Source organism: Patulibacter sp. SYSU D01012, assembly GCF_017916475.1.
Classification (GTDB): domain Bacteria; phylum Actinomycetota; class Thermoleophilia; order Solirubrobacterales; family Solirubrobacteraceae; genus Patulibacter.
Map to the genome: position 1 here is coordinate 40785 of NZ_JAFMTB010000002.1, position 15074 is coordinate 55858.

The window sequence follows — 15074 nt, forward strand, 5'->3', positions numbered from 1 at the left end:
AGCGCGCGCCCCCCGCGGGCGATGGCGCGTTGGCGCTGGCCTGGCGTCGCGGTACTCTGTGCGGGCGGCCCGCTCCGGCGTGGCGCACACTGGACCCCGCCCATGGATCTCCGCGACCCCGACTCGTTCGCCCGCGCGTACGCCGAGCACGCGCCCGCCGCCGCCACGGCCGCGGCGGCGATCCTCGCTCCGGCCGGGCGTCGGGCCGACGTGGAGGACGTCGTGCACGACGTCTTCGTCCGCGTCTGGCGCGATCCGAAGGGCTTCGACCCCGCGCGGGGGCCGTTCGGCGCCTACGTGCGGATGGTCGCCCGCTCGCGCGCGCTCGACCTGCTGCGCTCGGGGCAGGCGGCGGGCCGCGCGACGGAGCGGCTGGCGACCGCCCCGCTGCCCGCGTCGGCCGACGTCGTCGTCAGCGAGGCGGAGCGCCGCGAGGCGCGCCGGGCGCTGCTGCGGGCGATGGCGGCGCTGCCGCAGCCGCAGCGCGAGGCGATCGCGCTCGCGTGCTGGGGCGACCTGACCGCGAGCGAGATCGCGGACCGGGCGGGGCTGCCGCTCGGCACCGTCAAGGGTCGCCTGCGGCTCGGCCTGGCCCGCATGCGCGCCGAGCTCGAGAGCTCCGAGATGGCCGCCGCGACCCTCCTGACGATGATCTCGCAGCTGCTCTGAGCCCCTCGGCGCCGGGGGTTTCGCGCCTATGTGCGGGGTCGCACGGACGCTGCCCGTGCGATCCCCGTATCGTTTTGGGACCTTCATGACGCCGAGTCGGCACGCCCCTGCGCGTGCCGAGCGGGGGACCCACCGCCGGACCCACGCGCCCCACCGGGCGCTCCGGCAGGGGCGAATCGGGCGCTGAGCCGCCCGTAGCGGTCGCCGCCACGCGCACAGGACGTGCGCGGGCGCCGGTCGCGAGCCCGTCAGCTAACTCCGTAGGCGTCCGGACGAGGAGACACCCCTTGAACCGTGACGTGTTCGTCACGCCGACCCGTGCCGCCCTGGCGGCCGGGGCGGTGCTGGCCACCATCGCCACCACCCCCGTCACCGCCGGCGCCGCCGGCGGCGGCACCACCCCGGCCGCCGCCACGGCGGCCCCCGTCGCGGCCCCGGCGCCGACCGCCGCCCGCAAGCCCGCCTTCCGCGTCGCCACGGAGCGCGGCAGCGGCCTCGTCGGCCGCACCGCCGTCTACGCCGGCCGCGTCGCCCACGCGACGCAGGGCCAGCGGGTGCGCCTGGAGCTGCGCAGCGGCGGGCGCTGGCGCGTCGCCGACCGCGACGCCGTCGGCGCGCGCGGCCGCTTCCGCGTGACGACGAAGATCGCGCGCGTCGGCGACCGCGCCGCCCGCCTGCGCATCGTGGGCCGCGCGTCCGTCTCGCCCGGCGCCGTCGAGCGCGTGCGCCGCGTGCACGGGTTCCGCCGCGCGTTCGCCTCGTACTACGGCCCCGGCCTGTACGGCGGCGCGCTGGCCTGCGGCGGGCGCCTGACGCCCGGCACGATCGGCGTCGCGCACAAGTCGCTGCCGTGCGGCACGAAGCTGACGCTGCGCCTGGGCGGCCGCCAGGTCGCCGCCCGCGTCGTCGACCGCGGCCCGTACGTCGGCGGCCGCGAGTTCGACCTGACCGCCGCGACGAAGGCCCGCCTGGGCTTCGGCACGACGGGCAACATCCTCGTCGACCGGTAGGCCTTCGCCGCGCGCCCCGCGGGACGGCGCGGCCGGCGCCGGCCCGCCCCGCCGGGCGCTGGCGTACCCTGCGTCTGTGCCCCAGGAGGGAACACCCGTTCGGTGCATCGGCCACCTCGACATGGACGCGTTCTTCGCCTCCGTCGAGCTGCTCCGGCGCCCCGAGCTGCGCGGCAAGCCGGTGATCGTGGCCCACGACGGCCCGCGCTCGGTCGTCACCACCGCCACGTACGAGGCGCGGACGTACGGCGTCGGCTCCGCGATGCCCCTCTCGACGGCGCGCCGCCGCTGCCCCGAGGCGATCGTCGTCCCGCCCGACCGCGACGCGTACACCGAGGCCTCGGCCCACGTGATGTCGATCATCCGCGACGAGGTCGACGTCGTGGAGCAGATGAGCCTGGACGAGGCGTACGTCGACCTCTCCGACCTGGCGATGCCCAAGAGCGCGATGCGCCGGCTGCAGCGCCGCGTCCTGGCCGAGACGAAGCTCCACGTCTCCGTGGGCATCGGCCCGAACAAGCTCGTGGCCAAGCTCGCGTCCGACGCGGAGAAGCCGCGCGGGTTCTGCGTCCTGGACCGTCGTGCCGCCTGGCGGCGCTGGGCGGACGCCTCGCCGGGGATCCTCGGCGGCGTGGGACCGAAGACGACGGACGACCTGGCCCAGCGCGGCATCGCGACGATCCGCGCCCTGGCGGCCGTCCCCGAGGAGGAGCTCGCCGCGTGGTACGGCCCGCGCACCGGGCCGTGGCTGTGGCGCCGCTGCCGGTTCGACGACGACGCGCCCGTCGTGCCGGTGCGCGAGCCGGTGTCGGAGAGCCGCGAGACGACGTTCTCCATCGACCTGGACGACCGCGACGAGCAGGAGGCCGAGCTGCGGCGCCTGGCCCTCGGGCTGTTCGAGGCGCTCGAGCGGCAGGGGCGCCGCGGCCGCACCGTGGGGATCAAGGTGCGGCTGAAGGACTTCACCACGATCACGCGGTCGCGCACCTTCGCGACGCCGGTCGACGACGAGGAGGCGCTCGCCGACGCCGCGGTGGGCATGCTGCGCGAGTACGACCCGGCGCAGGCCGTCCGGCTGCTCGGCGTGCGCATGGCGTCGCTCGAGCTGCTCGACGGCCCCGGGGTGCAGCTCGCGCTGCCGCTCGACCACGCCTGCTAGGACTGGGGGCGATGCGTCTGCACGTCGAAGTCGCCGGCGACGGCCCGCCCGTCGTCCTGCTCCACGGCCTCACGGCCAGCCACCGCTACGTCGTCATGGGGAGCCGGCGCCTGGAGCGCTCCGGGCACCGCGTGCTGACGTACGACGCCCGAGCGCACGGTGCGTCCGACCCGGCCGACGACGACGTCTACGACTACGCGGCGCTGGCCGACGACCTCGTGCGCGTGCTCGGCGAGCACGAGGTGCACCGGGCCGTCCTCGTCGGCGCGTCGATGGGGGCGCACACCGCGATCCGCGTGGCGCTCGAGCACCCGGCCCTCGTCGCGGGGCTCGTCGTCGTCACGCCCGCCCACGAGCCGGGCCGCGAGACCGACCCCGCGTCGCTCGAGCGGTGGGACCGCCTGGCGGCGGGTCTCGAGCGCGGCGGCGCGGACGGGTTCGTCGAGGCGTTCGACTTCTCGGGCATCCCCGAGGGCTGGCGCGACACCGTCCGCAAGATCACGCACCAGCGGCTGTCGGTGCACGAGCACCCGCGGGCGCTCGCCCAAGCCGTCCGCGGCGTGCCGCGCAGCGCGCCGTTCGGCGGCTACGACGACCTGGCCCGCGTCGACGTGCCGGTGACCGTCGTCGGCGACCACGACGACGCCGACCCGGGGCATCCCCTGGCCGTGGCGCGCGCGTACGCCGAGGCGTTCCCGGACGCCCGGCTCGTCGTCGAGGACGAGGGCAAGTCCCCGATCGCCTGGCAGGGCGGCCAGCTGTCGGGCGTCATCGCCGAGCACGTCGAGCGCACGGACCTCGTCGGATGAGCGCCGAGGCCCTCGCCGTCGTGACGGCGCAGGACGGCGACGTCGTCCGGCTCGAGCTGGGCGACGTGGCGCGCGGGCCGTGGGACGCCGCGAGCGCCCACGGCGGCGCCCCGGCGGCCCTGCTGACCCGCGCGGTCGAGGCCCACGCGGCCGGGACCGACCTGCGCGTGAGCTCCCTCGCCTTCACGTTCCTGGGGCCGGTGCCGCTTGGCGCGGTCGAGATCCGCACGACGGTCCGCAAGAGCGGCCGCCGCCTGCAGGTCGTGCACGGCGAGCTGCGCGCCGGCGGCCGGACCGCGATGGAGGTGCAGGCGACGCTGCTGCGCCGCGGTCGGGTGCCGCTGCCGGCCGGCGTCGGCATGCCGTGGCCCGAGCTGGCGCCGCCGGAGGGCCGGGCGGCCGCGCCGGCCTGGTTCGTCGTCGACGGCGGGCGCGCGTTCCACCCGGACGCCGTGGAGATCCGTCCGCTCGGGGACGCGCCGCTCGGCGAGCCGACCCCGGACGGGGCGGCGGCGTGGCTGCGCCTGCGCGTGCCCGTGGTCGGCGAGGAGACGCCGACCGCCGCGCAGCGCGCCGCCGCGGCGGCCGACTTCGGCAACGGCCTGTCGTGCCCGGTGCCGATGGCCGACTACGTCTTCGTCAACTGCGACCTGCACGTGGCGCTGCACCGGGACCCGGCGGGCGAGTGGATCGGGCTGCGGGCGCGAACCGAGCTGGACCGGGCGGGCACCGGGCTGACCACGACCGAGCTGCACGACGCGGCGGGCCGCTTCGGCACCGCCACGCAGACGCTCTTCGTCGAGGCCCGCGCCTGAGCCGGATGGCCCCGACCCGCTACGGTGGCGCGTAGGTGGACGCGGCGACGGGCCCCCACAGCGACGACGGCGGGTGGATCCTGGATCCGCCCGGGATGCTCTTCGTCTACGAGCAGGGCGCCTTCCCGATGGACACGCTCCACGAGGACGGGCGCTTCCGCGTGGCCGCCTACCGGGCCGACCCGCGGGCGGTGCTGCCGCTCGACGCCGTGCGGCTGCCGCGGACGCTGCGCCGCACCCTGCCGGCGCGCGGGTACCGCCTGACGGTCGACGAGGCGTTCGGCGCCGTGCTGGCCGGCTGCGCCGAGCGGCCCGGCCTCGCCCGCGGCGAGGTCTGGCTGACGCCGCGCCTGGAGGAGGCCTACCGCGCGCTGCACCGCTGGGGGCACGCCCGCAGCTTCGAGGTGTGGGACGGCGACGAGCTGGTCGGCGGCACCTTCGGCGTGGCGATCGGCCGCGCGCACACGCTCGAGTCGATGTTCCACCGGGCGCCCGACGCGGGGAGCGCCGCCGTGCTGTCGGCGGCCGTCCGCATCCGCGACGCCGGCTACCGCCTGCTCGACGTGCAGCAGCGCACCGAGCACACGGCGCGCCTGGGCGTCGTCGAGATCGCCGAGGACGCGTACCGCTCGGGCCTGGCGTCGGCCCTCGCGTCCGGGTTGCGGCCCGCGGCCCTCCGGCGGGACGCGCGGCCCGTCGACGGCGCGGCGCTCGTGGCCGCGCTGTCGGGCGTCGGCGGCGCCGCGGCGCCGTTCGGGGCACGCGACGGCGCGCGCTGAGCGGGGCGAGACATTCCGTCTCGGCATGGCGCTCGGACCGGGCGGAATCAACCAAACGACCGTTTGGCACTCGGCGTGCCGCCGCGGCGCGCAACGGGTTGCGGGCGGCGTTGTGCGCCGTCCGCGATCTACGACATACTCCGCCCCCCGGAGCCGGGGGAGGCGGGCGCGCGGGGGACCGCAGCGCGCGAACGGGCCGGCGCGGGATACGTTCCTACCGGGAGTAGTGATGTGGGCCACGACCACGAGGGAGATGTAGCTGTGTCACGACGCAACGCACCCGACCCGAGCCGGGTGAGGCCATGACGGTCACGCTGGGAGTGCCGAGGGAGACGGCGGCCGGCGAGCGCCGGGTCGCGCTCGTGCCCGACGTCGTCAAGCGCCTCGCCGCCGAGGGCGTGCGCGTGGCGATCGAGCCCGGGGCCGGCGAGCACGCGCTGATCCCCGACGAGCTCTTCGCCGAGGCCGGCGCCGAGGTCACCGCGGACGTGTGGTCGCGCGACGTCGTCGTGAAGGTCGCGCCGCCGACGGCCGACGAGATCGCGCGGCTGGGCGGCGACTCCGTCCTCGTCGGGTTCCTCTCGCCGCTCGGCTCGCCGCAGACCGCGGCGTCGCTGCGCGACAAGGGCGCCACGGCGTTCGCGATGGAGGCGATCCCGCGGATCTCGCGCGCCCAGGCGATGGACGCGCTCTCCTCGCAGTCTAACGTGGCCGGCTACAAGGCCGTGCTGACCGCCGCCGACCACGCGACGCGGTTCTTCCCGATGCTCACGACGGCGGCCGGCACCATCCCGCCGGCCAAGGTCCTGGTGCTCGGCATCGGCGTCGCCGGGCTGCAGGCGCTGGCCACCGCGCGGCGCCTCGGCGCCCGGACGACGGGCTACGACGTGCGCCCCGAGACCGCCGAGCAGGTGCAGTCGCTCGGCGCCACCTGGCTCGACCTGGGCATCGAGGCGGCCGGCGAGGGCGGCTACGCCCGCGAGCTGACCGCCGAGGAGCGGGCGCAGCAGCAGCAGGCGCTCACGGACGCCACGAAGGGCTTCGACGTCGTCATCACGACCGCGCTCGTTCCCGGGCGCCCCGCGCCGCGCCTCGTCACCGCCGAGGCCGTCGAGGGCATGCGGCCCGGGTCGGTGATCGTCGACCTGGCCGGCGAGACCGGCGGCAACTGCGAGCTGACCGAGCCCGGGCAGACCGTCGTCAAGCACGACGTGACGATCGTCTCGCCGCTGAACCTGGCGGCCGAGATGCCGGAGCACGCGTCGCAGCTGTACGCGCGCAACGTCCAGTCGCTCATCGGGCTCATGCTCGACAAGGGCGAGGGCGACGACGTGACCCTGAAGCTCGACTTCGAGGACGAGATCATCGCGGGCGCGTGCATCACGCGCGGCGGCGAGATCGTCCACCCGGGCGCCAAGAAGACCGTGGAGGCCGCAGGCTGATGTCCGTCGACACCATCACCTCCGTGGTCGCGGCCGCGGAGCACACGGGCGCGGGCGCCAGCCCGCTCGTGACGAACCTGGCGATCCTCGTGCTGGCCGGCTTCGTCGGCTACGCCGTGATCTCGAAGGTCCCGAACACCCTGCACACGCCGCTCATGTCGGGCACGAACGCCATCCACGGCATCGTCGTGCTCGGCGGCCTGCTGCTGCTCGCGACCGGGCCCGACCTGGGCTTCGTCACGCAGCTCATCCTCTTCGTCGCGCTCGTCTTCGGCGTCATCAACGTCATCGGCGGCTTCGTCGTGACGGACCGCATGCTCGAGATGTTCAAGAGCAAGCCGACGCCGAAGGCGGACGCCGACGCCGACCGCGAGGGGGCGGCGCGATGACGGCGCTCGGCACGCCGGCGCCGCTGGCGTCCTTCCTGACCGACGCCAACTTCAAGTCGGTCCTCTACATCGTCGCCTTCGCGCTCTTCATCTACGGCCTGTCCGGCCTGACGGGGCCGAAGACCGCCGTGCGCGGCAACCGCATCGCCGCCGTCGGCATGGTCATCGCCGTCGTGACGACGCTGCTCGTGGACCCGTTCCACAACCCGCTGCTGATCATCCTCGGCGTCGTCATCGGCGTCGCGATCGGCGTGCCCGCCGCGCAGCGCGTGAAGATGACCGCGATGCCGCAGATGGTGGCGCTGTTCAACGGCGTCGGCGGCGGCGCCGTCGCGCTCATCGCGTGGGCCGAGTTCCGCCAGTCCGGCGGCTTCGCCTTCACGCCGACGTACATCGTGATCTTCTCGCTGTTCTCGGCGATCGTCGGCTCGGTGTCCTTCTGGGGCTCGAACGTCGCGTTCGCGAAGCTGCAGGAGCTGATCAGCGGCGCGCCGAAGACGCTCGGCGCGCTGCAGCTGCCCGCGCAGGTGCTCACGGGCGTCGTCGCCGTCGGCTCGGCCGTGGCGATCACGGCCGGGACGGACAGCGAGCTGCTGATGGTCCTGCTGCTCGTCGCGGCGGGCGTCTTCGGCGTGCTGCTCGTGCTGCCGATCGGCGGCGCGGACATGCCCGTCGTGATCTCGCTGCTCAACGCCTTCACGGGCCTGGCGGCGGCCGCGGCCGGCGTCGCGCTCGACAACCAGGCGCTCATCGTCGCGGGCATGATCGTCGGCGCGTCCGGCACGATCCTGACCCAGCAGATGGCCGTGGCGATGAACCGGACGATCCTGTCCGTCATCGCCGGCGGGTTCGGCGGCGGGACCACCGCGGCGGCGGGCCCGGCCGGCGCGGCGGGCGGCACCGTCCGCTCCACGTCGGCGTCGGACGTCGCGATCCAGATGGCCTACGCCCAGCAGGTCGTGATCGTCCCCGGCTACGGCATGGCGGTCTCACAGGCGCAGCACGCGGTGCGCGAGATGGCGAAGCTGCTCGAGGAGAAGGGCGTGACGGTCAAGTACGCGATCCACCCGGTCGCCGGCCGCATGCCCGGGCACATGAACGTCCTCCTGGCGGAGGCCGACGTGCCGTACGAGCAGCTCAAGGAGATGGACGACATCAACGGCGAGTTCAAGCGCACGGACGTGTCGCTCGTCATCGGCGCGAACGACGTCACGAACCCGGACGCCCGCAACAAGGCGGACTCGCCGATCTACGGGATGCCGATCCTCAACGTCGACGAGTCGAAGTCGACGATCGTGCTCAAGCGCTCCATGAGCTCGGGCTACGCGGGCATCGACAACCCGCTCTTCGTCGACCCGAAGACGAGCATGCTCTTCGGCGACGCGAAGGGCTCGGTCGAGGCCATCACCGAGGAGCTCAAGGCCCTCTGAGGCCGACGCGGCGCGCCACCCGTGGCGCGCCGCCCGGCGGCCGTCCCCGACCGACGGGGGCGGCCCCGCGCCCGGCTAGGATCGGCCGGTGAGCGCCTTCGACCGCAGCGCCCCCGGGACCGGGGAGCGGCTCGCCGTGGCCGTCGGCCCGCGGCTGTACCTGCGTCCGCCGCGCGCGACGGACGCCGACGCGTTCGTCGCGGCGATGCGGCGCAGCCGTCAGCTGCACCGCGGGTGGGCGTCGCCGCCCACGAGTCCGGAGGCGTACGCCGCGTACCTGGCGCGGGAGGGGCGCGACGACGTCGCCGGCTACCTGTTCCTGCGGCGCCGCGACGACGCGCTCGTCGGCTACGCGAACCTCAGCCACATCTTCCACGGCGCGCTCTGCGGCGCCGTGCTGGGCTACAACGGCGTGGCCGGGCACACGGGCCGCGGCTACATGACCGAGGGCCTCGGGCTCGTGCTGCGCGAGGCGTTCGGCCGCCACGGCCTGCACCGCGTCGAGGCGAACGTCCAGCCGACGAACGCCGCGTCCCTCGCGGTCGTGCGCCGCCTCGGCTTCCGCAAGGAGGGCTACTCGCCCCGGTACGTGCGCATCGCGGGGGAGTGGCGGGACCACGAGCGGTGGGCGCTGCTGGCGGACGAGCCCGCCGCCGCGCCGTACGCGCCGTGAGGAACGGCCCGCACGAGGCCCTCGGCGACCGCCGGCCCTCATCGGCCGATCGGCGCCTCAACACGACGTTGGCGCGGTGGTCCTGGCCGAATGTTTGAACGATTCGCTCGGCGTTCGTACCGAACGCACCCCCACGGGCGCCTCCGGGTGTGGGAGGGTGCCGCCAGCTGATCCGGCCGTCCCTGGGCCGGGCGCTCGACCGAAGGATCCCCCTCACATGAAGCTCCACCGAGCAGTCGCGCTGGGTGCCGTGACGGCGGCGTGCGCCGTCACCGCGGCGCCAGCCTCCGCCGCGTCCGGCGGCGAGCAGTACACCGTGGTGGCGAAGGCCGGCACGACGAAGGCGCGCTTCGAGCGCGCCGTCCGCGCGGCCGGCGGCACCGTCGTCGACTACAACGCCCGCGTCGCCGTGGGCGCCGTCACCGCCCCGCGCGGGTTCGCCACGCGCGCCGTGAAGAGCCGGCTGATCAGCGGCGCCGCCCAGCGCCGGCCGATCGGCAGCGTGCCCCGCCTGAAGGCGCAGAAGCGCCTGCAGCGCAGCCAGGACCTGGAGCGGGCGCAGGACGCCCGCGAGGCCCTCCGCGGCCACCACGGGCCCCGGCCTTCGCCGCCGGCCACCGGCGTCGACCCGCTCAGCCCGCTCCAGTGGGACATGGCGGCGATCGGCGCCGGGTCCACCGGGTCGTACCGGTTCGGGCAGGGCCAGGGCGTGCGCGTCGGCATCATCGACACCGGCGTCGACGGCAGCCACCCCGACATCGCGCCGAACTTCAACCGGGCGCTCTCGCGCAACTTCACCGTGGACGACCCGGTCGTCGACGGTCCCTGCGCCGAGGATCCGGACGGCTCCTGCACCGACGGCAATGACGTCGACGAGAACGGTCACGGCACGCACGTCGCGGGCACGATCGCCTCGCCGCTGAACGGCCTGGGCATCGCGGGCGTCGCGCCGAAGGCCGAGATCGTCAACCTGCGCGCCGGGCAGGACTCGGGCTACTTCTTCGTGCAGCCGGCCGTCGACGCGATCACGTACGCGGCCGACCACGGCGTCGACGTCGTGAACATGAGCTTCTACGTCGACCCGTGGCTGTACAACTGCCGCGCGAACCCCGCCGACGCCCCGGAGGCGCAGGCGCAGCAGCGCACGACGATCGTCGCGATGCAGCGCGCGGTCGACTACGCCCGCCGCAAGGGCGTCACGCCGGTCGCCGCCCTCGGCAACGAGAACACCGACATCGACGCGCCGAAGACGGACGGCAGCTCGCCGGACTACCCGCCGGACGCCGCGTACGAGCGGACGATCGACAACTCGTGCCTGTCGGTCCCGACGGAGACGGAGGGCGTCGTCGGCGTCTCGTCCTACGGGCCCAGCGGGCGCAAGGCGTACTACTCCAACTGGAGCCTGCAGGAGACGCAGGTCGCGGCCCCCGGCGGCGACGTGCGGGACTTCCCCGGCACCGACCGCTACCGCTCGCCGCAGAACGGCATCCTGGCGCCGTACCCCGAGAACGTCGCCCGCGCCGCGGGGGACGTCGACGAGGCCGGCGAGCCGACGACGCCGTTCGTGGTGAAGGACACGTCGGGCGGCACGACCGCGTACTACCAGTACCTGCAGGGGACGTCGATGGCGAGCCCGCACGCCGCCGGCGTCGCGGCGCTCATCGTCGGCTCCGCCGGCCGCTGGGACTGGCGCCAGGGCGGGCTGACGCTCGACCCGCGCCTGACGGAGCGGCTGCTGAGCCGCACCGCGGTGCCGATGGCGTGCCCGGCCGGCGGCGTGCAGACGTACCCGGACCCCGACCTGGACCCGGCGGCCTACACCGCCACCTGCACGGGCGGGACCCGGCACAACTCGTTCTTCGGGGACGGGTCCGTCAACGCGCTGAACGCCACGCAGCTGCGCGGCGGACGCTGAGCGCCGGGCCGGCGGCGCGCGCCGCCGGCCCGGCCGCGGGCCCGCCCCGGCGGGCCCCCGACGCCGCCCGGACCGCCGGGGCCCTCAGCCCGCGGTGGTCCGGGCGGCGCGGTCGTACAGCCCCAGGACGATCGCCACGGTGTCGGCCACGAAGCGCTCGCGATCGATCGGCGGACGCTCGACGACGTAGCGCACCGGCAGCGTCTGGGCGACCTCGAGGATGAGCCAGGTGTAGCGCTCCGCGTCCGCGGGCGCGGGGGCGGGGCGGATGCGCGAGAGGGTGGCGAAGACGTGGTCGGCGACCCGGCTGCGCATCGCCCGGACGAGCTCGGCCTGCCGGTCGCCCGGCACGTGCGCGGTCAGCGCCCGGAGCAGCGGCGCCTGCGCCTCGAGGGCGGTGAGGGTGGCCCGCACGACGCCCTCGCTCGCGGTCCGCGGGTCCAGCGGGATCGCGGAGCGCAGCGCCGGCTCGAGGTCGCGTTCGAACCCGCGCACGAAGCGGGCCGTCAACGCGACGAGCAGGTCCTCCCGGTCGGCGAAGTACTGGTACAGGCTGCCGGGGCTGACGCCCGCCTCGGCCGCGACGCGGTTCGTCGTCGCGGCGTCGTACCCCTCGCGCTCCAGGACGCGAGCCGTCGCGTCGAGCACGCGCTCGACCAGGGCGCGGGAGCGCGCCTGGCGCGGCACGCGGCGGGGCGCGGGCGTCACCGGCGGCGCCGGCCCGAACGCGAGTGGAACGCGAGCACGCGCTCACCTTACCGTCTCGGCATGCCGACCACGTCTCCTCCGACGGCCCCCGCACCGCCGTTGCGCGCGGCCCCGGACCTGCCCGCGGGGGACCGCGGGATGCACCCGGACGAGGTCGCCGACCTCGGCCTGCCGATCGGGCCGGGATCGCTGCTCTGGCGGCTGCTCGGCGACGCGCGCAACCTGCTGCTGGCGCAGCGCACCGGGACGCTCCAGGTCATGCACCCGACGATCTCGCGGGCGCTCGTCGACCACTCGACGTTCTTCGCCGACCCGCTCGGCCGGCTGTGGCGCTCCGGCACGCCGATCCTGCGGACGGTCTACGCCCCGGACGCCGACGCGGCGGGCCGGGCGGTGCGGGACCTGCACCGCGGGATCCAGGGCCGGACGCCTACCGGCGGCGGCTATCACGCGCTGGACCCCGAGGCCTTCTTCTGGGCGCACGCCACGTTCGTCGCGTCCGTGGTCGACGGGCAGCGCCTGTTCGGCACGCCGCTGGACCCGCAGCAGCTCGACCGCCTGTACCGCGAGTCGATCACCTGGTACGCCCGCTACGGCGTCAGCCTGCGGCCGGTGCCGCGCGACCACGACGCGTTCCGCCGCTACTGGGACGCGATGCTGGACGGCGTGCTGCAGGCCACCCCGGTCGCCTGCTTCGGCATCCGGCGCCTGCCGCGCCAGCCGCCGCCGCAGGGGGCGGTGCCGGCCCCGCTCTGGGCGGTGGCGCGTCCCGCGGTCGTGCGCGCGGTCCCGTGGCTGGGGCGGGCGACGCTACCCGGCCGGGCGCGGCGGATCCTGGGGCTGGAGGACGACGCCGCGGACCGCGCCGCCCTGGCGGCGTTGGCCGCGGGCGTGCGGGCCGCGTGGCCGGCGCTGCCGCCGGCCGTCCGGCGCCTGCCCGTCGCTCGCCGCGCCGACGCCCGGGCCGCCCCCGCGGCGGTCTGAGCGCTGGGCGCGGGTCCGTCCCGGCCCCGTCAGCCGTCCGTGCGCAGGCCGCGCTGCAGGCGCCGCATGCCCGCGAGCCAGCGGTCGCGGTCGGCGGTGCGGTGGCGCTCGAACGTCGCGACCTCGGGGTGGGGCAGGAGCAGGAAGCGGCCCGCGCGCAGGCCGTCGAGGGCCACGCGCGCGACCGCGTCGGGCGTGAGCACGGCGCCCGACGTGCGGACCGCGTCCGCGGCGACGCTGCCGCCGTCGGCGAAGCCGCCCGAGAGCAGCGGCGTGTCGACGCCCATCGGGCACAGGCAGGCGACCTGGATCCCGCGGTCGCCGTACGTGACCGCCAGCCACTCCGCGAACGCGACGGCGGCGTGCTTGCTCACCGCGTACGGCGCCGAGCCGACCTGGGTCAGCAGGCCCGCGGCCGACGCGGTGGCGAGGAAGCAGCCGCGGCCGCGCGCCAGCCAGCCCGGCACGAGCAGGCGGGCGGCGAGGACGTGCGCGCGGACGTTGACGTCGAGGGCCAGGTCCCACACGGCGTCGTCGTCCTGCTCGTCGGTGCCGACCGCGACGCCGGCGTTCGCGCAGAACAGGTCGACGGGCCCGAAGGCCTCCTCGGCCAGCGCGAGCGCCGCCGCCACGTCGTCCTGCCGCGCGGCGTCGCAGGCGACGCCGCGCGCCGCGGCGCCCAGCTCGTCCGCCACGCGTGCCGCGCCGGCGCCGTCGAGGTCGGCGACCACGACCCCGCGCGCGCCCTCGGCGATCAGCCGTGCGGCGAGCGCGCGACCGATGCCCGACGCGCCCCCGGTGACGACGGCGACGGCCCCGGCCGGGTCGAGCATCAGCCGGCGCGGCGCGCGGTGCGCAGGTCGTCGGCGGTCCACGCCTCGGCGATGCGCACGATCGTCGCGGCCGCGGACGCCATCTCCTGCAGCGACGCCCACTCGCGGACCGAGTGGTACTCGTGGCCGCCGGTGAAGACGTTCGGCGTCGGCAGGCCGCGCGCGCTGAGCAGCGAGCCGTCCGTGCCGCCGCGGATCGGCGTGCGCACGAGCTCGAGGCCCTCGGCCCGGATCGCCCGCTCGGCCGCGGTCACGACCTGGGGGAACGCCTCGATGTGCGTGCGCATGTTCGGGTACTGCGGCGTGACCTCGACGTCGACCCTCGCGCGCGGCTCCGTGGCGGCGACCTCCTCGGCGGCGCGGCGCACCACGGCGGCGTGGGCGGCGAGGCGTTCGTCGTCGAAGTCGCGGAGGATCGCCTTGATCTCGGCGCGCGCGGCCGTGCCGGTCAGCGTGTGGACGTGGACGAACCCGTCGCGGCCCGAGGTCGCCTCGGGCGTCAGCTCCGGCGGCAGGGCGGCCACGATCCGGGCGGCGATGCGCGCGGCGTTGACGAGCTTGCCGGTGGCGAAGCCGGGGTGCACGTCGTGGCCCTCGACCGTGACGACGGCCTGGGCGGCGGTGAACGTCTCGTCCTGCAGCTCGCCCGGCTCGGAGCCGTCGATCGTGTACGCGCAGTCCGCCCCGAACGCGTCCAGGTCGAAGTTCGTGCCGCCGCGGCCGATCTCCTCGTCGGGGGTGAAGCCGACCTTGATCGTCGGTCGCGGATGCTCGGGGTGGGCGACGAGGTACGCCACCGCGGTCATGATCTCGGCCACCCCGGCCTTGTCGTCCGCGCCGAGCAGCGTGTCACCGCTGGCCGTGACGACGTCGTGGCCGACGCGGCTGCGCAGCTCCGGGATCTGCTCCGGGTCCAGCACCGTGCCCGCCTTCGGCAGCGTGATCCGCCCGCCGTCGTACGCGCGGTGGACGAGCGGCTCGACGCCCTCGCCCGGCGCGTCGGGGCTCGTGTCGACGTGCGCGATCAGGCCGACCGCGGGCCAGCGGGCGTCGTCGGGCGCGGGGGCGGACGCCGGGAGCGTCGCGTACACGTAGCCCTGCTCGTCCAGCCGGGCGTCCTGCAGGCCCAGGTCGCGGAGCTCGTCGACGAGCATCCGGGAGAGGTCGAGCTGCCGGGCGGTCGAGGGGCTGCCCGCGGCGTCGGGGTCGGACTGCGTGGAGACGCGGACGTAGCGCTCGAAGCGCTCGAGCAGCCCGGGGGCGAGCTCCTCGGCGAGCGGCGACGAGAACGGGGCGCGGGGGACGGTGCTGGACACCCACGCCACGCTACCGCCGCGCACGGGATCCCCGGGCGTCCCACTCTGCGTCTACAGTCGTGCACAAGGCGGCGAAACGCTGCTACCGTGAGTAGGAAATCGCCGTCCGACGCGCTCCGCGCCGCCCGGCCCCGTCCACCGAC

Annotated in this window: 15 protein-coding genes; 12 read left to right on the forward strand and 3 right to left on the reverse strand. The window is 75.9% G+C overall.

Annotated features, from left to right (window positions below):
* The first annotated feature begins 102 nt into the window (after nt 1–102).
* The 11 genes from J3P29_RS09590 (at nt 103) to J3P29_RS09640 (ending at nt 11090) form a co-directional block, all read left to right on the forward strand.
* Nucleotides 103–669, forward strand: coding sequence for a sigma-70 family RNA polymerase sigma factor (locus J3P29_RS09590; RefSeq protein ID WP_210493094.1), 567 nt, complete (start codon nt 103–105; stop codon nt 667–669).
* A 287-nt stretch (nt 670–956) separates the two neighbouring features.
* The gene (locus tag J3P29_RS09595) at nt 957–1679 is read left to right on the forward strand and encodes a septal ring lytic transglycosylase RlpA family protein (protein ID WP_210493095.1); all 723 of its coding nucleotides are present in this window, start codon (nt 957–959) and stop codon (nt 1677–1679) included.
* A gap of 76 nt (nt 1680–1755) precedes the next feature.
* Nucleotides 1756–2838, forward strand: coding sequence for a DNA polymerase IV (dinB, locus tag J3P29_RS09600; RefSeq protein ID WP_210493097.1), 1083 nt, complete (start codon nt 1756–1758; stop codon nt 2836–2838).
* Nucleotides 2839–2849: 11 nt separating this feature from the next.
* Nucleotides 2850–3647, forward strand: a complete 798-nt coding sequence (locus J3P29_RS09605) for an alpha/beta fold hydrolase (protein ID WP_210493101.1) — start codon at nt 2850–2852, stop codon at nt 3645–3647.
* Nucleotides 3644–4462 (forward strand): thioesterase family protein, encoded by an 819-nt coding sequence (locus J3P29_RS09610; RefSeq protein ID WP_210493102.1) that lies wholly within the window; start codon nt 3644–3646, stop codon nt 4460–4462. The genes J3P29_RS09605 and J3P29_RS09610 overlap by 4 nt, the downstream gene beginning before the upstream one ends.
* Before the next feature lie 35 nt (nt 4463–4497).
* Entirely contained in the window at nt 4498–5241 is a 744-nt protein-coding gene (gene aat, locus J3P29_RS09615; RefSeq protein ID WP_210493103.1) for a leucyl/phenylalanyl-tRNA--protein transferase, read from the forward strand.
* A 302-nt stretch (nt 5242–5543) separates the two neighbouring features.
* On the forward strand, nt 5544–6683 hold the full coding sequence (locus J3P29_RS09620; protein ID WP_210493104.1) for a Re/Si-specific NAD(P)(+) transhydrogenase subunit alpha: 1140 nt from the start codon (nt 5544–5546) through the stop codon (nt 6681–6683).
* Nucleotides 6683–7072 (forward strand): NAD(P) transhydrogenase subunit alpha, encoded by a 390-nt coding sequence (locus J3P29_RS09625; RefSeq protein WP_210493106.1) that lies wholly within the window; start codon nt 6683–6685, stop codon nt 7070–7072. Before J3P29_RS09620 ends, J3P29_RS09625 begins: the two co-directional genes overlap by 1 nt.
* Nucleotides 7069–8502, forward strand: coding sequence for an NAD(P)(+) transhydrogenase (Re/Si-specific) subunit beta (locus J3P29_RS09630; protein WP_210493107.1), 1434 nt, complete (start codon nt 7069–7071; stop codon nt 8500–8502). Before J3P29_RS09625 ends, J3P29_RS09630 begins: the two co-directional genes overlap by 4 nt.
* 88 nt (nt 8503–8590) lie before the next feature.
* Nucleotides 8591–9175, forward strand: coding sequence for a GNAT family protein (locus J3P29_RS09635; protein ID WP_349239812.1), 585 nt, complete (start codon nt 8591–8593; stop codon nt 9173–9175).
* Nucleotides 9176–9392: 217 nt separating this feature from the next.
* Nucleotides 9393–11090, forward strand: coding sequence for a S8 family serine peptidase (locus tag J3P29_RS09640; RefSeq protein ID WP_210493108.1), 1698 nt, complete (start codon nt 9393–9395; stop codon nt 11088–11090).
* Between the two features lie 84 nt (nt 11091–11174).
* Here the strand turns inward: J3P29_RS09640 and J3P29_RS09645 are convergent, their stop codons facing one another.
* The gene (locus J3P29_RS09645) at nt 11175–11798 is read right to left on the reverse strand and encodes a TetR/AcrR family transcriptional regulator (RefSeq protein ID WP_210493109.1); all 624 of its coding nucleotides are present in this window, start codon (nt 11796–11798) and stop codon (nt 11175–11177) included.
* A gap of 60 nt (nt 11799–11858) precedes the next feature.
* Here J3P29_RS09645 and J3P29_RS09650 point away from each other — a divergent pair, with 60 nt between their 5' ends.
* Complete coding sequence (locus J3P29_RS09650; RefSeq protein ID WP_210493110.1) at nt 11859–12782, forward strand: oxygenase MpaB family protein; 924 nt, start codon at nt 11859–11861, stop codon at nt 12780–12782.
* Between the two features lie 29 nt (nt 12783–12811).
* Here J3P29_RS09650 and J3P29_RS09655 read toward each other — a convergent pair whose 3' ends face one another.
* Both J3P29_RS09655 and pepT read right to left on the reverse strand, forming a co-directional pair.
* Nucleotides 12812–13615 carry an SDR family oxidoreductase gene (locus J3P29_RS09655; protein WP_210493112.1) on the reverse strand — a complete coding sequence of 268 codons (804 nt, stop codon included), beginning with the start codon at nt 13613–13615 and terminating at the stop codon, nt 12812–12814.
* A complete protein-coding gene (pepT, locus tag J3P29_RS09660) occupies nt 13615–14931 on the reverse strand; it encodes a peptidase T (protein ID WP_210493113.1) in 1317 nt (438 codons plus the stop codon). The genes J3P29_RS09655 and pepT overlap by 1 nt, the downstream gene beginning before the upstream one ends.
* Nucleotides 14932–15074 lie beyond the last annotated feature (143 nt).